The organism is Dyella sp. Tek66A03, from assembly GCF_052567735.1.
Map to the genome: position 1 here is coordinate 4,235,881 of NZ_CP199584.1, position 21,497 is coordinate 4,257,377.

Consider the following 21,497-nt stretch of genomic DNA (forward strand, 5'->3'; position numbering starts at 1 on the left):
CACACCCTGAGGGCCTTCTGGACATCATGCCATCCTCGTTGAATTGATTAGAGCATCCCTAAGTAACAGCGGCACCATCCTCGTCCTTCGCCGCTTAGCAGAAGGTAAATCAGGAGCCGTCATCGTAGCGGCGCGCGCCTTATGGACCCACTTGGATCAAGTTCAACGGCTGGCCACCCGATCCACGGAGTCCTTGCTGCAGCTCGGCCAAACGCTGAATGGAGGGGCACAAGGCCTGGATCTCGGGTGTCAGCACCCGCATGCGCTGCTCCAGGCGTGGCCGCAACTGGGTGGCCAGATCGGTGGCGCTATCGCGCAGGCTGGCCGCTGCCTGCAGGTCACCGCTCATGGCCGCGTTGATGGCCTGCTGGCCCAGGTCGTTGGCGAGCAAGGGCATCAGATCGGACGCCAGCTGATTGACGTACTGGTCAGCCAGGTTGCCCTGCCAGTCGTGCGTGCTGTTGCTGGCAGCAAGGCGTTGCTTGAGCTCGACCGCCCGCGTGGCCAGGCGCCGATCCATCTCGGCGCGCGTATCGGGGCTCAGCGAGAGCCGCGTGCCCTCGTCGTGCACCGCCGCCACAAGGATATCCACCCCATGCATTGCCACCGCCTTGACTCGTGGCATCAGCGCGCGCAGCTCGCGCTCGAACAGGACGAGGCGGTCCTGTTCCTCCGCGCGAAGGCGCACTGCTGCACCGTCGGTGCGCAGGGCGCCATCCTGCAACTCGACCCGCAGCGGTGCCGGCTGCAAGCGATCGAACAACAGGCCGCCTGGCGTCACCGTCAGGTCGTAGCTGCTGCTCGCATGGCAGGTAGTCGCCAGGTCCTGCGCATGCAGCGCCAGGCTGGCCAGGGAAAGCACGAAGATCAGCGGCAGGCGGCGCACGAGCATGGCATTCCATAGGGAAAACGGAGCCGCAGCGATAACCCGAGCTGCAGCAACCGCCGCTGAACTCAGGGCCGCACCGGACGAGGTGTTGAACAGGCCCTTAGCCTCGACGAGGGCGGAATTGCTCGCGCACCGCCGCCCGGGACAGCCGCCAGGCCAGCCACAGCAAGACCGGCACGGCGAGGAACTTGAGTCCCACGGCCATTTCAAAGTTGCGGCGCAGGCGGTCTATCGTCTCTTGGGCGGCAGCGTCCGCACCCGGCTGCAACAACGCCGCCGCGTTGTCGATGTCGTGCCAGTGCCCAAACAGCGTGATCCCGCTCACCAGGGCCCAGATCGCCAGCAGCACCGCGGCGATCTGCAAGGGCACCCGCGACCATGCCTGACGCAGGATCGCGCCAGCGCAGATCGCCATGATCGCCAAGGCTCCAGCAAGATAGGCCAGGTCCCAGGCCAGTACGCCGTGCAGGTGGGATGCCGCGTCAGCACCGCCCGAGTTCTGCAGCGCCGCCCACACCTGCTGGGCGTGAAGTGCGTACTGCAGGCAGCCAAAAGCAGCCAGCAACAGCATCAGCCAGACCACGATCCTCCATACCGCGAACCCGCCGGGGCGGGTGGCATCGCGCCGTGTCGTCAGTGCCATCAGGATCGCCCTTTCAGCGTGTTCAGATCCGCCAGCACCTGCGCGGAGTTCTTCTCTGGATCCACGTCCTGATAAACCTTGGCTATCTTGCCCTGCGGATCGATCAGGAAGGTGGTGCGGCGTGCGTACTTGAAACCGCCCTTGGAGGTCAGCACGCCATAGGCCTGGGCCGTCGTGCTGTCGGCATCGGAGAGCAGCGGGAACGGCACGTGGTATTTGGCGGCGAACTCGGCATGCGACTTCACGTCATCCAGGCTCACTCCCACCACATCGGCACCAGCCTGGCGCAGCTTCGCGATATCGTCACGGAAGGTGCAGACCTCGGTGGTGCAACCCGGGGTGAAGTCCTTCGGGTAGAAATACATCACCAGCCAGTGACCATGATGCTGGGCGGGCGTCTGCCATTTGCCCTTCTGGTCCTGCAGGCGGAAATCGGGGGCGGGCTGTCCCACCTGGGGTAAAGCCGAGGGCTCGTCCGCAAAGGCGGGAGCGGCCAATCCAAGCAATAGCGTCAGCATCAACAGCAACGAAAAGCGGCGCATGACGGCACTCCAGGCAAGGGAAATCGGCATGCAGTGTACGCGCTGCAAAAAGCAAAGGGCGCCAAGAGGCGCCCTTTGTCGTCACCCGGAAGCGGGATCAGATCTTGGTAATGGTGAACTGCCCTACCGATATGCCGAGGTCGATGCCTTCGCCGCTGCCATGCAGCGCCAGCGAGGTCGTGCCCTTGGTCAGCACCTGGGCCTGGCCACTCTTGACCACGCCCGCCTCGGCGCCTGCCTGCGCATAGTCGCCGAAGATGTCGTCGATGCTGCGTACGTGGGTGATCTCACCCTTGCCGTTGTCGATGCGGAACTTGCCTGCGGTGAGGCCACCACCGACGGTGGAAATCTTTACATTGGCGCGCTGACCGTTGCTGCAGACCACCGTGCCATGGCCTTCGGCATGCTTGTAGATCGCCGACCAGCCGGCGAGGCTGAAGCTCAGTTGGCAATCGACGTCAGCTGCCGCTGCCTGCGCCCTGGTTACCGGGAGGGCGCTCATCGCGCCAACACACACGAGCATCAGGGCTGCCATTCCGAACGTACGCTTGATCATTTCAGTCTCCTTGCGTGAGTGGAACTAGACGACACCGACCATTGTTAATAGTGATCCTGAACGCTTAGGGATATTGCCCGGCCTTCGTTCATCCTTGTAGGTGGGTACGTGAAGACAGCGTGGAGGCCTGCTGATTGATCGCCTAGTAACAAGGCCGCGCGCACACTGATGTCAGCGTGGCGGGCGCGGTCGGGGCGGGGTACGCTGGCAAAAGGATCCAGCAAAACCAGCAGGCCGCGCACGATGACGTCGCGCATCGCTACGAGCGGGGCAGCGACTGAAACCCGGCCTGCGTCATACCCAGAGGAACTTCATGCTCAAGTACTCGCTGGTCGGCTATGACGGCTCCCCTTCCTCCAAACAAGCGTTCCGCTTCGCCCTCGAATGGGCGCGCGCCTGCGGCGGTCGGGTACGGGTCGTATCGGTGGTGCAGGTGACCGAAGGCAGCGCCGATACGTGTGCACTGATGATCACCGACTCGGGCACCAAGCGTTGCACCGCTCTGCTGGACGAGCTGCGGGAAATGGCGCCGGGAGCGGAAGCGCTCATCGATGCCGAAGTCGTACGCGGCAGCCCCGGCGATGCCCTGCTGGATCAGGTGCGTCGCCATGGCATCGACCATATCGTGATCGGCCATACCGCGCGCGGCGCACTCGCACGCTGGCTGCTCGGCTCGGTGTCCGGCGATATGCTTGAGCGCGCCCACGTACCGGTGACCGTCGTTCGCTGATGCGGCAGCTTGCGGCGCCCATCTGGCCGCTTAGGTCGGCGGGCGTTAATCCCCCGCGACGATCTCGTCGTATGCTCTTGTCACCTTATTGTCATGCCAGGCCAGCGCCGCGCCCCGCGCGCGCCAGCCCCGCCCGCACAGGAATGCCCGCGTGAGCTACGCCACATCGTTGCCCTGGACCTTGGAAAACCTGGACTTCAGTCGAATCGAGGTCCAGCGCGTCCGCCAGAACGAAGACCTGTTTTTCCTGTTGTGCAGCTCGTCCTTCGTCGAGAGTGGCTCGGATCTTTACACCCATAACCTGGTCGACCATTTTGCCGGCGACCAGGAACTGCAGACCTGGCTCAGCCAGCATTGGGAACACGAAGAACTGCAGCACGGCCGCGCCCTGTCTGCCTACGTCAAGACCGTGTGGCCGGAGTTCGACTGGGATCGCGGCTTCGCCGCGTTCTGGCAGGAGTACGGTGCGGTGTGCACGTCGGAGCAGCTGGAAGCGAGCCGCGGCCTGGAGCTGGCGGCGCGTTGCGTGGTGGAAACCGGCACGGCCAGTCTTTATCGCGCGCTCAACGACATCACCGACGAGCCCGTGCTGAAGGAGCTCACCGGCCACATCAAGAGCGATGAAGTGCGCCACTACAAGCACTTCTACCACCACTTCCGGATTTACCGCGAACGCGAAGGCTTCAGCCGCTACAAGGTGTTTCGCGCGATCCTGCGGCGCGTCAACGAAATCAAGAGCGAAGACAGCGATATCGCGCTACGCCACGTGTTCAACCAGTGCTATCCGCAGCACAAGGAAAACGAAGCGGAGTTCCGCCGCATCACCGGTCGTGCGCAGGGTCTGCTGCGCAGGAATATTCCGGCGGAGATGACGGTGAAGATGCTGCTCAGGCCGCTCGATCTCCCACCGCTCATGCAGAGGATAGTGGAAAAGCCGCTGGCGAAGATCGCCGAGAAGCTTTTCCTGCATTGAGCATCAGCACCCGTTGAAACGAAGACACCCCGGTTTGCGCCGGGGTGTCTTGCATGGATGGCCAGGAAAAGAGGGCCCGGGCCGCTCACTTCTCTGGACGAGGCATTTCTTCAACTTCGCGCGGTTTGCCCTGTTGGGGCGATTGCAGCTTCGCCACGTCGACCGGGCGGATCTGTTTGATGAAACAGGGCGTATCGTGCGGCCCGGTAAGCACCCGGTCGAACCTCACCAGGACCTCGCTTGCCCGTGCGGTCAGGGCAATGTGGTTGGTGAATGGCAGGTTCGAGCAGTAGCCATCGAGGTCCAGCAGCCACGCCTCGTTGGAACGCGTGTACACGGCCAATTGCCTGTCGCCGAGCGGTTCCCACGACCACAGACTGAAGTAGTGGAAGCGGTCCACCGGTGCGCCGGCGGCGGCGGCGTAGGCCTGCTGCCGCGCATCGAGCCGCGCGGTGTAGTCCTTGCCGACGCGTGCGCAGGCGGCAAGCAGCACGACCGTCGCGCCGACGATCAGCATTTGTCTAAGAGTCATGGCACGATCTCCAAAAGTACCTGTTTTCCATAACGCGCAACGCGTCTGTGCGTGGACGGCTTACTTCTTGGGCGACTTGCTCACCGGCTGCCACTTGGCAGGATCAAAGCCGCTGACTTCGTATACCAGGGTCACCTTCTTCTCGCCGTCCTGCATGATGACGTCCATGGTGATCTTCTTGGCCTTCTGCAATTGCGCGATGAAGGTCTTGTCGTCGCTGAACAACAGCGCAGGCTCGCCCGTGCTGGGGGCAAACGCCTTGATGCTGCCCGGCTTGTCGTCAAACGTGGCCTTGATGGTGCAGGTGGCTTTGCACACGAAACCATGCGGGCCACTGCTGAACAGGAACGCATTCTGACCCCAGGCCGTGTGCCGACGCAGCACCAGCCGCACACGGCTCTCGCCTGAAGGTTGGCTGCTATAGATGGTGGCGGTGGATTGGGTACCGCCTTCCATCGGCGATACCTGGTAAAGCCACAGACCCTGCAGCCGATTGCGCTCACTCGTCTCGGTGTAGCGCTTCTCGATCTCCGGCAGGCTCTGCTGCACTTCCTTGGCAGCCGCGCTGTCGGGATAGCGGCTGACGATGGCCTTGCCCATGGTCACGGCCATCTCGTCGTTGCCGATGCGCACCAGCTGTCGATAGGTGTCCAGCTTCTGTGCCGATTCATCGGCTGGCGCCGGAGTCGCTTGCGGTGCCGCGGCCTGGTCGCTTGATGACGAGCAGCCGGCAAGGACCAGCAAGGTGCCCAGGGCAGTAGCGAGGCGAAGGCGCGGAAGGTTCATGGGCAACGTCCAGGCGAAGTGAAGGTGTCTAGAGTGGAACGGGTGATGGGCAAGGTGCAACTGATGCTCGAAGCCCCATGTCGAGAAACCGTCATCCCAGCGGCTCTCAACAGCCGGAGGGCTGGTCAAGCTGGGATGACGGGCCATACCGCAGCGTCACCTACGCACTCACCGCCGCATCGCCAAAGCGCTCGCGCAACTGGGTGCGGAAACGGCGGCTGCACGGAAGCGAGGCACCGTCACGCATGGTCAAGCGGGCATCACCAGTCTCCAACGGCTCCATCTCGGCCAGATAATCCAGATTCACCAGATAACTGCGATGAACGCGCACGAAGCGCTGCGGATCGAGACGCTCTTCGATGCCAGCCATGGTGGCGCGCAACGGATAGTCGCGGGCGCGCACATGCAGGTTCACGTAATTGCCGGACGCCTGCAGCCACTCGATTTCGCGCGCGGCGATCAGGAATTCCTTGCCCAGCTTGCGCACCAGGAATCGCTCGGGCCGATCGACCGGCTCCACCGGCAGACCTTCGTCGGGTTCACTCAGCAGGCTCGCTTCGCCCTGGAGGCGACGCACCACGAAGCCGTAGAAGGAAATCAGGCCCACGAACAGGAAATAGGTGCGGATGTCCTTGAGGTACTCGTAGCTCAGTTGCTGCATCCAGTCACGGCCGTAATCGTAATGAGAGCCCGCCGCGGCATACGTGAGCTGGCGCAGCCCGATCATGATGCCGACATGGGCCAGGCAGAACGGGATGCTCAGCAGCAGATGCACCTTGAGGCTGTGCCGCCAGGTATCGAAACGGAACGGCCAGCGCCGCGTTGCCAGCACCACCAGCGGCACCAGGGCCAGCAAGGCCAGGCTGCTGCTCAATTCCCAGACCCAGGGCTCGAGGTCGGTAGCGCGATGGGTCCGGTACACCTCGTCGAACCACGCCACCCAGCCGTTGAAGGCCGTGTTCAGCACGAACGACACCAGCCAGAAGCCGACTTCGAAAGGCCGTTGCCAGCGCCGGAACTTCTGGTAATCGAAACCCGCCTGTTTCGTCATGGCCGGGATTCTACCCGGTCACGCCCGGATGCTCAGGTCTCGCTACCCAGGGTGCAGTCCAAGTGTTCGACCTGGCGGATATCGCTCAGCCAGACGAAGCAGCACCAGTGCTGTGAACACGCGGCGCTTTGCCGCCAGTCTTCAGCCGCCGATAATGCAGGCGCCCACGCAAGGAATCCTGCATGCCCCCCTCTACTGCCACGGCCTCGGCGGATTCGCTGCGCTCGCATCCCGCTTTCGTGCAGTTCTGGTTTGCCCGCATCGCTTCCGGCTTTGGCTTCCAGATGCTGTCGGTGGCAGTGGGCTGGCAGATCTATGCGATCACGGGCCGCGCCTTGGATCTGGGCCTGATCGGCCTGGTGCAATTCTTTCCCTCGGTGATGCTTGCCTTGCCGGCCGGCCATCTGGCCGACCAGTACGAGCGCCGTCGCATCGTGCGCCTGGGCTTGATCGTCGAACTGGTGGCGATCGTGGCGCTTGCCGCGGTCAGCCTGGCCCATCTCGCGCATGAGGTCGGCATCCTGGTGCTGGTTTTCGCGATCAGCACCGCCAAGGCCTTCGAGTTTCCCGCCCTGCAATCGATGGTGCCGGCCCTGGTGCCGACATCAGTGCTGCCGCGTGCGATGGCAGCCAGCGCGTCGGCCGGTCAGGCCGCCATGATCATGGGGCCCGCCGTCGGTGGCCTGCTTTATGTTGCTGGCCCAGGCACGGTATATGCCGTGTGCGGACTGTTGTATCTCATCGCCACCGTACTGATGGGCCGACTGCGTTATGAACAGTCGCCGCCACGGCGCGAACCGGCCACGCTCAAAACACTGTTCGCCGGCGTGCATTTCATTCGTCAGCGCCCCGATGTGCTTGGCGTGATTTCGCTCGACCTGTTCGCGGTGCTGCTGGGGGGCGCGACGGCGCTGCTGCCGATCTTTGCCAAGGACATCCTGCACACCGGCCCCTGGGGCCTGGGCCTGTTGCGTGCGGCACCCGCCGTAGGCGCGTTGTTGACGTCGCTATGGCTTACGCGCCACAACATGGAGCGCCGCGTGGGGCCGATCATGTTCGCCTGCGTCGCCGGTTTCGGCGTAGGCACCCTGGTCTTCGCCATTTCCACGGCGCTATGGCTCTCGCTGGTCGCGCTGTTCGCGCTGGGCGCCTTCGACATGGTGAGCATGGTGATCCGCGGGGCACTCGTGCAGTTGGACACGCCCGACGCGATGCGCGGCCGCGTGAGCGCGGTGAATGCGATCTTCATCAATACCTCCAACCAGCTCGGCGAGTTCGAATCAGGACTGGTGGCGGCCTGGGTGGGCGCAGTCAATGCCACGCTGATCGGCGGCATCGGCACGCTGGTCGTGGTGGGCTTGTGGATGGTGATGTTCCCAAGTTTGCGGCGACGCCAACGGCTGCATGCCGAGGCCACCAGCCAGACCGAACCGGGCGGCAGCGAGGTGCTCTGATCGAGTCCTGGTTTGGTCAGTGCGACAGGCGCAAACCGATCATAGACGAGTCTCACACCACCACCGTCGCCGCAGTCGATTGATACGCGTCAAGGCGAACGCGGCAACGACCGCTAGCATGCCAGGTCACTCTTGAGCCTTACGGCCCAGCGGAAGCATGCCATGAACGTCGATATCGTCATCGTCGGAGCGGGCCCGGCCGGACTCTGCTTTGCCAAGTCCCTCGCGGGCACCGGACTCAGGATCCTCGTGGTCGAACGGCAGTCGCCCGATGCCCTGCGCGACCCGCCATTCGATGGACGCGAGATCGCGCTCACCCAGCGCTCCGTTCGCATCCTGCGTGAACTGGGCTTGTGGGCGCTGCTTGATCCGACGGATATCTCCCCACTGCAAACTGCGCGCGTGCTCAATGGCCACTCCCTGCATGCGCTGAACGTGGTGCCGTCCGGTGGGGACGATAAAGAGCTGGGATTCCTGGTGCCCAATGACCGCATTCGACGCGCGGCTTATGCCGCCGTCGAGCATGAGCCGAGCATTACGCTGATCAGCGATACGGCGGTCAGCTCGATCTCGATCGGCGCTAGCCAGCCTCGTTTGCAGCTGGCCGATGGCAGCACGGTCACCGCTCGCCTGATCGTCGCCGCCGACAGCCGTTTCTCGCAGCTGCGTCGGGACGCGGGCATTCCCGCCGACATGCACGATTTCGGCAAGACGATGCTGGTATGCCGGGTAGCCCTGGAGAAACCTCACCTGCACGAGGCGCTGGAATGGTTTGGTCATGGCCAGACGCTCGCCCTGCTGCCCTTGCAGGACAACGAAGCCTCGGTCGTACTCACCTTGCCCGGGCAGGACATGAAAGCCGTGATGGCGATGGATGAGCACCAGTTCAATGACGAGATACGCCGCCGTTTCGACGGTCGCTTCGGCTCCATGCGACTTACCAGTACGCGGCACGCCTACCCGCTGATAGCGGTCTATGCGCGTCACTTCATCGCGCCGCATTTCGCCTTGATCGGCGATGCTGCGGTGGGCATGCATCCGGTGACCGCACACGGCTTCAACCTGGGATTGCTGAGCGTGGAAACGCTGTCGTCGCAGATCCGGCAAGCGCTCGCCATGGGCCAGGACATGGCATCGCCACGGGTGCTGCGCCGTTATCAAAACGCGCACCGCCTCGCCACCCGTCCGCTCTACTTGACCACCCTGGCGATCGTGAAGCTGTTCACGGACGATCGGCCGCCGGCAAGGCTCGCGCGATCGGTGCTGCTGCGGGCCAGCCAGGCACTACCGCCGTTCCGGCTCAGCCTGGCACACATGCTTTCCGCGGGCGGCCACGGACGCTGCTCGGTCCGTCCTGCTCCTGCATGAACGAATCGCCCGGTTGTTTACACATCGATCACGCCATCGCTGGCAACTTGCAGTTCTTACTGCAAGGAGGACGCCATGGCCCGTTCCCACGATCTAGAAACCAGCGTCAACGGCGTCCGCGAGCGGGTGAGCGATCGAGTGCGTCACTACGCGGACGAAGCCTCCGACCGGGCTGACGACCTGATCGAGCGGGGGCGCGAGGTGCGTCGACAATTCGGGCGCCACCGCAACACCTACGCACGCCGGATCGGCCACGCCGCCGAGGACTTCGCCGACGAGGCGAACTACCAATATCGCCGGTTGCGCCGGCAGGTGTCCCGCCATCCCGTCGCCACGACGGCGATCGTGGCCGGCACGCTGGGCGCGTTCCTGCTGTTGCGCCACCTGTTCCGCGACCGCGACGACTGAGTCGTGCCACGGGCCACGCGCGCATAAAGAAAAACCCGCCTTTCGGCGGGTTTTCATGAGCGATCGCGGAACGATCAGACCGTCTGCGGATTCGGCTTGTCCGGATCGAGCTTGTAGGTCTTGATGGCGCGGCTGACGTCCTTGGCGTTGACCTTGCCATCCTTCGCCAGCGCGGCCAGTGCGGCGTGGGCGATCCAGTAACGATCGACCTCGAAGAACCCACGCAGATTCGCGCGCGTGTCAGAACGACCGAAACCGTCCGTACCCAGCACGGTGTAGTGCATGCCGTCCGGCATGAAGGCGCGGATCTGGTCCGAGTATTCGCGCACGTAGTCGGTAGCGGCGATGGCCGGACCCTGACGGCCCTGCAGCAAGCCCGTCACATACGGCACGCGCTGTTCGGATTCCGGATGCAGGCGGTTCCATCGTTCGGCGTCGAAACCTTCACGGCGCAGCTCGCTGTAGCTGGGGCAGGACCAGATATCGGCGGTGACGCCAAAGTCCTTCTCCAGCAGCGCGGCGGCGGCGATCACTTCGCGCAGGATCGTGCCCGAACCCAGCAGCTGCACGCGCGGTTCGCCCTTCTTCGGCTTGCCGGCGTCCTTCAGCAGGTACATGCCCTTGATGATGCCTTCCTCGGCGCCTTGCGGCAGATCCGGATGGCTGTAGTTCTCGTTCATCACGGTGAGGTAGTAGTACACATCCTCCTGCTCCTGCAGCATGCGACGCACGCCATCCTGCAGCACCACCGCGACTTCGTAGGAGAACGTCGGGTCATACGACTTGCAGTTCGGGATCGCACCGGACAACAGGTGCGAATGGCCGTCCTCATGCTGCAGGCCTTCACCGTTGATGGTGGTGCGGCCGGCGGTGCCGCCGATCAGGAAGCCACGTGCGCGCATGTCGCCGGCGGCCCAGGCCAGGTCGCCGATGCGCTGGAAACCGAACATGGAGTAGTACACGAAGAACGGCAGCATCGGCTGGTTGCTGATGCTATAGCTGGTGGCCGCAGCCATCCAGGCAGCCATGCCACCAGCTTCGGAGATGCCTTCCTGCAGTACCTGACCCTGCTGGTCCTCGCGGTAGTACAGCAGCTGGTCGGCGTCCTGCGGACGGTACTTCTGGCCGAACGGCGCGTAGATACCGATCTGGCGGAACATGCCTTCCATGCCGAAGGTGCGAGCCTCGTCAGCCACGATCGGCACCACGCGCTCACCGATCTGCTTATCACGCAGGAGCAGGTTCATGCCACGCACCAGCGCCATGGTGGTGCTGATTTCGCGGTCGCCGGTGCCCTTGGTGATCTGTTCGAACGCGGCCAGTTCCGGCGCCTTGATCTTCACGTCGGTGTGACGACGGCGCTGCGGTAGCGCACCGCCGAGCGCGCGACGGCGCTCCAGCATGTACTGCACTTCCGGCGAATCCTTGCCCGGGTGGTAGTACGGCACGTCCTTGAGCTGATCGTCCGGCACCGGGATATTGAAACGGTCGCGGAAGTGGCGCACGGATTCTTCGTCCAGCTTCTTCTGCTGGTGCGTCGGGTTCTGCGACTCGCCGGCCGCGCCCATGCCGTAGCCCTTCACCGTCTTGGCGAGGATCACCGTGGGCATGCCCTTGGTGTTCACGGCCTGGTGATAGGCCGCGTAGACCTTGTGCGGATCGTGACCGCCGCGGTTGAGGCGCCAGATGTCGTCGTCCGACAGGTTGGCGACCATCTCACGCGTTTCGGGATACTTGTTGAAGAAGTGCTCACGCGTATAGGCGCCACCGAAGGCCTTGCAGGCCTGGTACTCGCCGTCGACGGTTTCCATCATCAGCTTGCGCAGCACGCCCTTGGTGTCGCGCGCGAGGAGCGGATCCCAGTAGCTGCCCCAGACCACCTTGATGGCATTCCAGCCAGCACCGCGGAACACACCTTCCAGTTCCTGGATGATCTTGCCGTTGCCGCGCACCGGACCGTCCAGGCGCTGCAGGTTGCAGTTGATCACAAAGACGAGGTTGTCCAGGCCTTCGCGGCCGGCCAGCGAGATGGCACCGAGGGACTCGGGCTCGTCGGTTTCGCCATCGCCCATGAAGCACCAGATCTTGCGGTCGGTCTTGGGCATCAGGCCGCGGTGTTCCAGATACTTCCAGAACTGCGCCTGGTAGATCGCCTGGATCGGGCCCAGACCCATCGACACCGTCGGCACCTGCCAGTAATCGGGCATCAGCCACGGATGTGGGTACGAGGACAGGCCGCGGCCATGACCGGCCACTTCCATGCGGAACAGGTCAAGCTGCTCCTCGTTGATGCGGCCTTCGAGGAAGGAGCGGGCATAGATGCCCGGGCTGGAATGGCCCTGATGGAACACCAGGTCGCCCGGATGATCGGCGCTCGGTGCGCGCCAGAAATGGTTGAAGCCCACGTCATACAGCGTCGCCGACGAGGCAAAGCTGGCGATATGGCCACCCAGCTCGCCCGGCTTGCGGTTGGCGCGCACGACCATGGCCATGGCGTTCCAGCGGACCAGGGTGCGGATACGCCATTCCATCGCCGCATCGCCGCTCATCTTGGCTTCGTTCGGCGGCGCAATGGTGTTGACGTACTCGGTGGTCGGGTTGAACGGCAGGTAGCCGCCAGCGCGACGGGTCGAATCGACCATCTTCTCCAGCAGGTAGTGCGCGCGCTCGGTGCCGTCATGGTTGATGACCGCATCTAGCGATTCGAGCCACTCTTTGGTTTCGGTGGGGTCGAGGTCCTGGTGGAGGATGTCGTCGAGCTGATCCATGGGGAGCTTCTCTCCGCGGCGCCGGGGGAGTTGGCGCGGCTGTAGGTGGATCGCCTCTCTATGCGCGAGGCGGGGAACCCTTCGAGTTTAGCTCCGGCGCGGTTTTTCGCCAATTGAATCGAGACAATACGGCGGCGAATGGGTCAGGGATGTGCGCCGGATGCTCGGGCTTGGCGACTGGCAGGAGCCGTCGTCCCGGCGGACGCTGGGACCTAGTGACATTCAAGGTGTTGAATATGCTGGGGGTGACGCCTCCCTCGATGCCTCGCCATGCTGTCGCTTACGACTGAAGGGAGTCTGGGGGACGTCGTGGGCGTTTCGACTACCTGTCGGGGCTGCAGCCAAAAGAAAACGGGCCTCAAGGGCCCGTTTCAAACACGCCTGAGCGATCACTCAACCCATCAGCTGCGCTTCTCACCCTGCGCAGCACGAATCTGCGCATCCACCGCAGCAATCGCCGTCATGTTGACTACGCGACGCGGCGTAGCCGCCGGAGTAAGGATATGCGCCGATTTGTTGATGCCCATCAGGATCGGGCCGATCGCCACGCCGTCGGTCATCACGCGCACCATGTTGTAGGTGATGTTGGCGGCGTCGAGGTTGGGCATCACGAACAGGTTGGCGCGACCGCTCAGGGTGGTGTTGGGGAAGATGCGGTGACGCAGCGCTTCGTCCCACGCCGTGTCCGCCTGCATTTCGCCATCCATGTTGAGCTTGGGCATGCGCGCCATGAGGATCTCGCGCACCTTGCGCATTTTCGCCGCGCTCGGGTTGTCGTGACTGCCGTAGTTCGAGTGCGAAAGTATCGCCACCCTGGGCTCGACACCGAACAGCTTCAGGCGGTAGGTTGCCTGCATGGTCGCTTCGGCGATCTGCTCGGCGGTGGGATCACACTGCACGTGCGTATCGACGAAGAACCATGCGCCCTGGTCGTTGATCACGCCGGTCATCGCCGAGGTGCACTGCACGCCCGGGTCCAGGCCGAACACGCTGCGCATATAGCCGAGCTTTTTGTGGAAGCGACCGACCAGGCCGCTGATCATCGCGTCCGCCTCGCCACGTTCGACCATTAGCGAGGCAATCAAGGTGGGACGTGAACGCAGCAAGTTCTTGGCGGCTGCCGGGCTCACACCGCGACGCTCGGTCAGCGCGTGGTATTGCTGCCAATAGTCGTTGAAGCGCGGATCATCGTTGATATTGGTGAGTTCGAAATCCACGCCCACGCGCATGCGCAGGCCCAGGCGCTCGATGCGCGCCTCGATCACGTCCGGGCGGCCGATCAGGATCGGGAACGCGAGGCGCTCGTCGATCACCGTCTGCACGGCGCGCAAGACCGTCTCTTCCTCGCCTTCGGCGTAGACCACGCGCTTGGTATCGGCGCGCGCACGCTCGTACACCGGCTTCATCAACAGGCCGGTGCGGTAGATGAACTGGCCGAGCTTCTCGAGGTAGGCCTCCAAATCCACGATGGGGCGGGTGGCCACACCCGACTCCATCGCCGCCAGGGCAACGGCCGGCGCCAGCATCACCAGCAGGCGCGGGTCGAACGGACGCGGGATCAGGTACTCCGGACCAAAGGTCGGGACATCGCCGCCGTACGCGCTGGCCAGATCACCGGCCTCCATGCGCGCCAGCTGCGCAATCGCGCGCACGCAGGCAAGCTTCATGGCTTCGTTGATGCCGGTGGCGCCGACATCCAGCGCGCCACGGAAGATATACGGGAAGCACAGCGCGTTGTTGACCTGGTTCGGATAGTCCGAGCGGCCGGTGGCGACGATGCAATCCGGGCGCACGCGCTTGGCGTCCTCCGGCGAGATCTCAGGATTTGGATTGGCCAGCGCCAGGACGATCGGCCGCGCAGCCATGCTGGCGACCATTTCGGGCTTGAGGATGCCGCCCGCGGAAAGACCCAGAAAGATATCGACGCCGTCGACGATCTCGGCCAGCGTGCGCTTGTCGGTGTTGCGGGCGTAGCGCTGCTTGTCCGGGTCCATGTGGTCGCGGCCGGTGTACAGCACGCCTTCGCGGTCATAGGCCAGGATGTGCTCCGGCTTCGCGCCCAGCGCCACCAGCATGTCCAGGCAGGCGATGCCAGCCGCACCGACGCCGGTGGTCGCCAGCTTCACGTCCTCGATCTTCTTGCCGACCACTTCCAGTGCGTTCAGCACGGCGGCACCCACGATGATGGCGGTGCCGTGCTGGTCGTCGTGAAATACCGGGATCTTCATGCGCTCGCGCAGCTTGCGCTCGACGATGAAGCACTCCGGTGCCTTGATGTCTTCCAGGTTGATGCCGCCGAACGTCGGCTCCAGCGAGGCGATGATGTCGACCAGCTTGTCCGGGTCGCGCTCATTGATCTCGATGTCGAACACATCGATGCCGGCAAACTTCTGGAACAGCACGCCCTTGCCTTCCATCACCGGCTTGCTGGCGAGGGGACCGATATCGCCCAGACCCAGCACGGCCGTACCGTTGGTGATGACTGCCACCAGATTGCCGCGCGCCGTCATCTCGCTGGCGGCATTGGGGTCCTCGACAATCGCTTCGCAGGCATAAGCCACACCCGGCGAATACGCCAGAGCGAGATCGCGCTGGGTCACCATGGGTTTGGTCGCGGAGACCTTGATCTTGCCCGGGCGCGGAAGGCGGTGGTACTCGAGCGCAGCTAGACGAAGTTCTTCAGTGAGTGCCATGGGATGCGAGGACTGAGGTGATGGGGAATGGGGGCCGGCCAGCGGCATCGCTGAATGGTAACACCGGTGGGCAGGCTGGCCCGACGATGCGCACACGCACGGCGAGGCCATCGTTCACCCAGGAAGGGCTGTCGTTCATTCCAACATGCCCAGCCCTAAAGACTCAGTGAAAGCGTCTCCGCCTGCACCTTGCCCATGTGGATGCGGTTGACGAACAACGAGAACGCGAGCTTGCCGGCCAGGCCATGCACATGCTGCATCCACGGCGGCAACCAGCGTGGCGGCAGGATCGCGCCGGACTCGAAGTGCGGCTCCAGACTGATCACGTCATGCAAGGCGAGCTTGCCGGCGAACAGATGGCGCAGCATGTCCATGCGCCGCTGCTTGAGTGCCCAGCGGAAAAACGTGTGCACGGCGAGCAGGCCGGACAGGTAGACATTGTCCTTGGCGAACGCCGCACCACCGGTGAGCGGCACGCCGCGAAACACGCGCTGCGCCGAATGGAAGCTATCGGCCGGGCTCTGTCCGCAACTGCTGAAGAACCGATAGACCTCGACGAAATCGGCGCCGCTCAAGGCCATGTCGATGGCAAGAATGCGCAGGCTGATGCGCTTGAGCCGCGAGATGTCGATGGCGCCCGACATCAGCTCCGCGAATACGGCGAGCCCTTCCTGCGTCGCCGTAACACGTGGCGAGGTGCGCCCCAGCGATGCCAGTACCGGTTGCGCGCGGCCATTGAGGGCAGTCAGCGAATGCACGAACGCTTCATGTGCGAGTAGCTGATGGCGATCGTATTCGCTGAAGCAGATGCCACCGCGCAGGCGAATGCGCGTCGCGCCTGCCGCCGCCTTGGCGGTGAGCTCGGGGTCCACTTCCACGGCGATCTGCCCGGCCCCGAAAAATGCATCCAGCGTGCGGCTCAGATCGTCGCGCAGTTCTTCGGCGGGAATGCACACGCTGATATCGTCCGCCAGCAGGTCCGAACCCAGTTCGTCGGATAGCTCGACGAAGTAACGGGCTGCATCCAGGTTGCTGCGATCACTGCCGGGGATGGTGTCGCCTGGTCGACCGTACAGCACGATCGATGGCGCCGTGACGCCCTTGGTACCGACCGCCTCGAGCATTTCCGCCGCGATACGCCAGGATTCCGCGGTGCGCGACAGGTATTCGCCAAGCGGGTCGTCATAGCCGGCCTCGCGCTCGATGGCGGCCAGCTCTGAGCGTTCCGCGGAAAGATTCGGCGGCTGATAGCTGACCTCAGGCAGGGCGAACTGGCCTTTGCCATAAGCCGCGATCATGCGGTCTTCCAGCGATGCCGGCCACGACACCGTGGACAGGATACGAATGCCCTTGACCGCTGCCAGCAGGCGCTGGTCGAGCTCGGCATAGCGGCGCAGTTCGGGGGCCACGTTGGCCGGGTTCACACTCATGCGAGTCTCTGGCGAAGGGCATCGATCCGATGGATCAGATCGGCGGCTACGGGATCAGTCTTGAAGGCGCTGAAAATACCGCGCGGACTGTTCGGCATGAAGCTGAGCTCCTTGCCGAAGCGCGACGATTCGGTACGCAGCATCAGGGTGATGCGGCGTGGGTTGGTCATCATGGTGGCATTGACGTTGATCACGTGGCGCAGGGCGATGCGGCTCTGCTCGCCACGGTTCCTGATCAGCAATTGGTCGCCTTCCAGCCAAACTTCATCGACCAGGCCGAAGACCAGCTTGCGCATCAGCACATAGCCAATCACCGCCATGATCACGGGGGCAAACAGGAAGGGCGCGAGGTCCGCTCGCCCAGGGCCACGGCCCAGTCCCAACGAGGTCAGCAGCATGACGGCCAGAAAACCGAACCAGAACACGGGAAATACCCGCTTATAGAAGAACGTGGAACGCGACGAAAGCCGCTGCATGCCTGCACCCCGGGCCAAGACAGCTCGATAGTAGTGCTTTAGAGCCTGTTTGGAATCTCCGCGTAGCCCGCGTTGAGCCCAAATAGGCTCCGTAGGGACCCATCGCCGCAACTTTCCGGCAGCAGCGCTACTCGCGCTCGCGGGTACTGCGGTGGCTGCCATGCAGGCGCCCGACCGGACGACCGCCACGCTGGCGCCGCAGCCGGGCCTCGAGCGTGGCCGCCTGCTCCTCGCGCTCGTCGCGCAATTTCAGATAGTTGCGCCAGCGCTCGGCCGATAGATCGCCGCTATCCAGCGCCGCCTGCACCGCGCAGCCAGGCTCGCTGCCGTGTCCGCAATCGGCGAAACGGCATTGCTCGGCCAGCACGTCGATATCGGCGAACAGGTCGAGGTTTTCCTCGCCGGTAAGCTTCAGCTCGCGCATGCCGGGGGTGTCGATCAGGCAACCGCCGCTGGGCAGCTGCAGCAAGGCGCGATGGGTGGTGGTGTGGCGGCCGCGACTATCGTGAGTGCGCACGGCCTTGGTCGCCATCTTTTCGCTTCCCAACAAGGTATTGGTAAGCGTGGACTTGCCGGCACCCGACGAACCCACCAGGACCGCGCTATCGCCCGGCTGGAGATATTGGGCCAGCAACGCCCCGCTGGCCGTGTCCTTGCCATTGATGGCATGGATCGGCGTGCCGTCCGGCAGGCGGGCACGCAACGCGGCGAGCAGTTCGTCAGCGTCGTCGCGCGTGTCGAGCTTGCTCAACAGCACCACCGGCTGGGCACCGGAGCCCTCGGTCAGGGAGAGATAGCGCTCGATGCGGGCCGGGTTGAAATCCCCATCCAGGCCCGTGAGCACCAGCACGTAATCGATATTGGTGGCGATCACCTGACGCTCATAGCGCTCGCCCGCCGCCGCCCGCGAAAGCACCGTGCGACGCGGCTGCACCGTGACGATATGCGGGGGCTTGCCGGCCTCGAGCTCCACGAAATCACCCACCGATGGACGCTCGGCTGGATCGATGTTGCGCTTGAGGAAATGGCCTGCCGGCTGGGCGCCGAACAGGGTCTCGCCGTCGTGCAGCTCGTAGCCGGCCCGGTGCTGTGCCACCACGCGGGCCAGCCTTCGGCCGTCCGCTGGCAAGGTGTCACCACGCCAACCGATACGGCGCAGTCGCTCAATGATGTCGGCTTCCGTCATGGGGGGTGATTATGCCCTGCCCGCAGGAAGCCCGACACTACGCCGTTTTTCGTCCTTTTTTGGCTCCCCCCTGGCGTCCGTACGCTGCTAGCATGCAAACACCACTCCGGCGCCCGGCGCTGGCAATAACGAAGAATGAAGGACGCTTGCGTTGGCCTCGATCAAACCCAGTGCGCACCTGGCGGACGTGCGCTATGAAATCCGTGGTGCACTGACCCGGCGATCGCGCGAGCTGGAGGCAGCCGGGCTGCCCATCATCAAGCTCAATATCGGCAATCCCGGCCGCTACGGATTCGATACCCCCGCGCATTTGCGCGAAGCGATCGCGCGCCACCTGCACGACAGCGAGGCCTACGGCCACGAGCAGGGTCTGGAGGAAGCGCGCGAGTCCATCGCCGCGCAACAGCGCCATCGCGGCGCCCAAGGCGTGGAAGTGGAGCGCATCTTCATCGGCAACGGCGTCAGCGAGCTGATCGACCTGAGCCTGCGCGCCCTGCTGCAGCCGGACGACGAAGTGCTGCTGCCCAGTCCGGACTACCCGCTGTGGAGCGCCGCCACCATCCTCAACGATGGCAAGCCGCGCTATTACCGCTGCCTGGCCGAAAACGGCCACCTGCCCGATCCGGACGAAATCGAAGCACTGGTGACCCCGCGTACACGCGCCCTGGTGCTGATCAACCCGAACAATCCCACTGGCGCGGTGTACCCGCGCGAACTGCTGGAACGCATCGTCGCCGTGGCCGCACGGCATCGGCTGCTGTTGCTCTGCGACGAGATCTACGACGAGATCCTTTACGACGGCACGCCGTTCCAGCCACTGGCTGCGGTGGCCGGCGACCTGCCCTGCGTCAGCTTCGGCGGGCTGAGCAAGGTGCATCGCGCCTGTGGTTACCGCGTGGGCTGGATGAGCCTGTCCGGCGATCCGTCGCGTACTGCCGACTACCGCGATGCCTTGCAGCTGCTTGCCGCGTTGCGCCTGTGCGCGAACGTCACTGCACAATGGGCCGTGCGACCAGCACTGCAGAGTGCACCCACCATCCATACGCTGACGGCCGCCGGTGGCCGCCTGCACGAGGCGCGCCGCGAGGTGCTCGAAGGTGTGGCCGCCAGCGAGTTCCTCGATATGGTGTCGCCCGCCGGGGCGCTGTATGCCTTCCCGCGCGTGCGCGCGGACCGGCTCGCCGACTTCGACGACAACGCCTTCGCCCTGCGCCTGCTGGAAGAAGAATCGGTGCTGGTCGTACCGGGCAGCAGCTTCAACGTGCCGCATAGTCGACATCTGCGTTTGACCCTGCTGCCACCACCGGAGCAGATCCGCGAGGTATTCGTGCGTATCGAGCGTGTGCTGGCGGGCATGGCCGCCTCACAAAAGCCGCGCGCCGCGGTTGCCTGAGTCCAACGCCCACGTGCCGCGCTACCTGGCCCTCGGTGATTCGTATTCGATCGGCGAAGGCGTGCCCGAGAACGGTCGCTGGCCGGTGCAATTGGCCGCGCGCCTGCGCGATGAAGGCATCGCCCTGGATGACCCGACCATTGTTGCCACCACCGGCTGGACCACCGACGAGCTGGCGGCGGCGATGGACAGCACCACGTTCGCGCCGCCCTACGACCTGGTCAGCCTGCTGATCGGGGTGAACAACCAATACCGTGGGCGCAGCGCCGACGAGTATCGCGATGAGTTCCAACGCATGCTGGAGCGTGCCATCGCCTTGGCAGGCGACCGCGCCCGGCATGTCGTCGTGCTGTCGATACCCGACTGGGGCGTCACGCCGTTTGCGCGCCAGAGTGACCGCAACGTGACACGCATCGGCAACGAACTGGACGTCTACAACGCCATTGCCCGCGATGAAACGCAGCGGCGGGGCGCGTACTGGGTCGATATCACCGGCATTTCGCGGCGCCATCCCGATTTGCTCGCGGATGACGGGCTGCACCCGTCACAAGCGCAGTACACGCTGTGGACGCAGACCGTCCTGCCCGTGTCACGCTACATCCTGACCGGGTAGGAGCGCGCCCTGTGCGCTCCTACCGCAGTAGCCAGATCTATGGCGGAAACGCTTCTGCAACCATTTCGCCATCGCGCGGTGACCTGCCGCGCGCAAGCTGGCGTCCCGGTAACCACCGGGAGAGATTGCCATGGCGAACTTCCACTGCCGCAGCGCCTTCATCTCGGACGTGCATTTAGGCACGCCTGACTGCAAGGCCGGCTACCTGCTCGATTTCCTGCGCAAGCTGCGCTGCGAGAAGCTCTACCTGGTGGGCGACATCATCGACATGGAGGCGTTGGCGCGCCGCCACTGGTGGCATCCGGACCACGGCGCCGTGATTGCCGAGGTGCTGGAGCTGGCACGACGCGGCGTCGAAGTGACGTATATCCCGGGCAATCACGATGCCCCGATGCGCGGCCTCGCCGGCCAGCGCTTCGGTGGCGTGCAGATCGCGCTGGATGCGGTGCACGAAGGGGCTGACGGACGCCGCTACAGAGTCAGTCACGGCGACGAATTTGATCCGGAGCAGATCGGGCGCACATGGATGGTGCACCTGGGGGAAGTGATGCATCGCTTCATCTGCTGGACCAATCGCCGCGTGCACGCCATGCGACGCCGGCTGGAACTACCCTACCTGCCGCTGTCGATCATCGTGAAATCGCATATCGGCAAGGCCCTGGCCTATATCAGGGCCTATGAGGAGCGCGTGGCCAGCGACGCGCGCGAACGCGGCTTCGACGGCCATATCTGCGGACATATCCATTTTGGCCACGTGCGCGACATGGGCGGCGTGCTGTATCTCAACGATGGCGACTGGGTGGAGCACTGCACGGTGTTGGTGGAGGACCACTCGGGCGCGATGGAACTGATCCACTGGAGCGAACAATTTGCCCCGCTGGGTCGGGCCAGCCGCGAGCTGGTTTGGCCCTCCCCCGCCGCCGCGCTGGCGCTGGCGCCGCTCACCCGCAGCCGGCTCGATCTCGGGGAATTACGCCCCGCCGCTTGAACGGGCCAGGTGCCGCCG

20 protein-coding genes are annotated in these 21,497 nt (G+C 64.3%); 8 read left to right on the forward strand and 12 right to left on the reverse strand.

The features are described 5' to 3' along the window. Positions 1 to 139: 139 nt before the first annotated feature. The 4 genes from ACT01B_RS18950 to ACT01B_RS18965 form a co-directional block, all read right to left on the reverse strand. Entirely contained in the window at positions 140 to 892 is a 753-nt protein-coding gene (locus tag ACT01B_RS18950) for a DUF2884 family protein (RefSeq protein WP_445144755.1), read from the reverse strand. Positions 893 to 989: 97 nt separating this feature from the next. Beyond that, complete coding sequence (locus ACT01B_RS18955) at positions 990 to 1,532, reverse strand: hypothetical protein (protein ID WP_445144756.1); 543 nt, start codon at positions 1,530 to 1,532, stop codon at positions 990 to 992. After that, positions 1,532 to 2,074 (reverse strand): peroxiredoxin, encoded by a 543-nt coding sequence (locus ACT01B_RS18960; RefSeq protein WP_445144757.1) that lies wholly within the window; start codon positions 2,072 to 2,074, stop codon positions 1,532 to 1,534. Before ACT01B_RS18960 ends, ACT01B_RS18955 begins: the two co-directional genes overlap by 1 nt. 97 nt (positions 2,075 to 2,171) lie before the next feature. Further along, positions 2,172 to 2,630: a hypothetical protein gene (locus tag ACT01B_RS18965; RefSeq protein WP_445144758.1), complete on the reverse strand. Its 459-nt coding sequence runs from the start codon at positions 2,628 to 2,630 to the stop codon at positions 2,172 to 2,174. A 313-nt stretch (positions 2,631 to 2,943) separates the two neighbouring features. On the opposite strand from ACT01B_RS18965, the gene ACT01B_RS18970 reads away from it, so the two are divergent. Next, positions 2,944 to 3,360, forward strand: coding sequence for a universal stress protein (locus ACT01B_RS18970; RefSeq protein ID WP_445144759.1), 417 nt, complete (start codon positions 2,944 to 2,946; stop codon positions 3,358 to 3,360). Positions 3,361 to 3,511: 151 nt separating this feature from the next. Further along, positions 3,512 to 4,333, forward strand: a complete 822-nt coding sequence (locus tag ACT01B_RS18975; RefSeq protein ID WP_445144760.1) for a ferritin-like domain-containing protein — start codon at positions 3,512 to 3,514, stop codon at positions 4,331 to 4,333. An 85-nt stretch (positions 4,334 to 4,418) separates the two neighbouring features. Here the strand turns inward: ACT01B_RS18975 and ACT01B_RS18980 are convergent, their stop codons facing one another. From ACT01B_RS18980 to ACT01B_RS18990, 3 genes are all read right to left on the reverse strand, one after another. Beyond that, positions 4,419 to 4,865 carry a DUF6491 family protein gene (locus tag ACT01B_RS18980; RefSeq protein WP_445144761.1) on the reverse strand — a complete coding sequence of 149 codons (447 nt, stop codon included), beginning with the start codon at positions 4,863 to 4,865 and terminating at the stop codon, positions 4,419 to 4,421. A gap of 60 nt (positions 4,866 to 4,925) precedes the next feature. After that, on the reverse strand, positions 4,926 to 5,651 hold the full coding sequence (locus tag ACT01B_RS18985; protein ID WP_445144762.1) for a hypothetical protein: 726 nt from the start codon (positions 5,649 to 5,651) through the stop codon (positions 4,926 to 4,928). A 160-nt stretch (positions 5,652 to 5,811) separates the two neighbouring features. Then, complete coding sequence (locus ACT01B_RS18990) at positions 5,812 to 6,702, reverse strand: LytTR family DNA-binding domain-containing protein (protein ID WP_445144763.1); 891 nt, start codon at positions 6,700 to 6,702, stop codon at positions 5,812 to 5,814. Between the two features lie 182 nt (positions 6,703 to 6,884). On the opposite strand from ACT01B_RS18990, the gene ACT01B_RS18995 reads away from it, so the two are divergent. From ACT01B_RS18995 to ACT01B_RS19005, 3 genes are all read left to right on the forward strand, one after another. Then, positions 6,885 to 8,156 (forward strand): MFS transporter, encoded by a 1,272-nt coding sequence (locus ACT01B_RS18995; RefSeq protein ID WP_445144764.1) that lies wholly within the window; start codon positions 6,885 to 6,887, stop codon positions 8,154 to 8,156. Positions 8,157 to 8,318: 162 nt separating this feature from the next. Continuing rightward, positions 8,319 to 9,524: a 5-demethoxyubiquinol-8 5-hydroxylase UbiM gene (ubiM, locus tag ACT01B_RS19000; RefSeq protein WP_445144765.1), complete on the forward strand. Its 1,206-nt coding sequence runs from the start codon at positions 8,319 to 8,321 to the stop codon at positions 9,522 to 9,524. A gap of 75 nt (positions 9,525 to 9,599) precedes the next feature. After that, positions 9,600 to 9,932 (forward strand): hypothetical protein, encoded by a 333-nt coding sequence (locus ACT01B_RS19005; RefSeq protein WP_445144766.1) that lies wholly within the window; start codon positions 9,600 to 9,602, stop codon positions 9,930 to 9,932. Positions 9,933 to 10,006: 74 nt separating this feature from the next. Here the strand turns inward: ACT01B_RS19005 and aceE are convergent, their stop codons facing one another. From aceE to rsgA, 5 genes are all read right to left on the reverse strand, one after another. Continuing rightward, positions 10,007 to 12,700, reverse strand: coding sequence for a pyruvate dehydrogenase (acetyl-transferring), homodimeric type (aceE, locus tag ACT01B_RS19010; RefSeq protein WP_445144767.1), 2,694 nt, complete (start codon positions 12,698 to 12,700; stop codon positions 10,007 to 10,009). A gap of 401 nt (positions 12,701 to 13,101) precedes the next feature. Next, positions 13,102 to 15,393 carry an NADP-dependent malic enzyme gene (locus ACT01B_RS19015; protein ID WP_445144768.1) on the reverse strand — a complete coding sequence of 764 codons (2,292 nt, stop codon included), beginning with the start codon at positions 15,391 to 15,393 and terminating at the stop codon, positions 13,102 to 13,104. Positions 15,394 to 15,548: 155 nt separating this feature from the next. Continuing rightward, the gene (locus ACT01B_RS19020; RefSeq protein ID WP_445144769.1) at positions 15,549 to 16,823 is read right to left on the reverse strand and encodes a flavohemoglobin expression-modulating QEGLA motif protein; all 1,275 of its coding nucleotides are present in this window, start codon (positions 16,821 to 16,823) and stop codon (positions 15,549 to 15,551) included. Beyond that, complete coding sequence (locus tag ACT01B_RS19025) at positions 16,820 to 17,299, reverse strand: hypothetical protein (RefSeq protein WP_445144770.1); 480 nt, start codon at positions 17,297 to 17,299, stop codon at positions 16,820 to 16,822. Before ACT01B_RS19025 ends, ACT01B_RS19020 begins: the two co-directional genes overlap by 4 nt. A gap of 127 nt (positions 17,300 to 17,426) precedes the next feature. Next, positions 17,427 to 18,485 carry a ribosome small subunit-dependent GTPase A gene (gene rsgA, locus ACT01B_RS19030; protein ID WP_445144771.1) on the reverse strand — a complete coding sequence of 353 codons (1,059 nt, stop codon included), beginning with the start codon at positions 18,483 to 18,485 and terminating at the stop codon, positions 17,427 to 17,429. Between the two features lie 151 nt (positions 18,486 to 18,636). Here rsgA and ACT01B_RS19035 point away from each other — a divergent pair, with 151 nt between their 5' ends. The 3 genes from ACT01B_RS19035 to ACT01B_RS19045 all read left to right on the forward strand — a co-directional run bounded on the left by ACT01B_RS19035 (position 18,637) and on the right by ACT01B_RS19045 (position 21,479). Beyond that, positions 18,637 to 19,878 (forward strand): aminotransferase class I/II-fold pyridoxal phosphate-dependent enzyme, encoded by a 1,242-nt coding sequence (locus ACT01B_RS19035; protein WP_445144772.1) that lies wholly within the window; start codon positions 18,637 to 18,639, stop codon positions 19,876 to 19,878. Next, entirely contained in the window at positions 19,871 to 20,491 is a 621-nt protein-coding gene (locus tag ACT01B_RS19040) for an SGNH/GDSL hydrolase family protein (RefSeq protein WP_445144773.1), read from the forward strand. Before ACT01B_RS19035 ends, ACT01B_RS19040 begins: the two co-directional genes overlap by 8 nt. 130 nt (positions 20,492 to 20,621) lie before the next feature. Then, positions 20,622 to 21,479 (forward strand): UDP-2,3-diacylglucosamine diphosphatase, encoded by an 858-nt coding sequence (locus ACT01B_RS19045; protein ID WP_445144774.1) that lies wholly within the window; start codon positions 20,622 to 20,624, stop codon positions 21,477 to 21,479. Positions 21,480 to 21,497 lie beyond the last annotated feature (18 nt).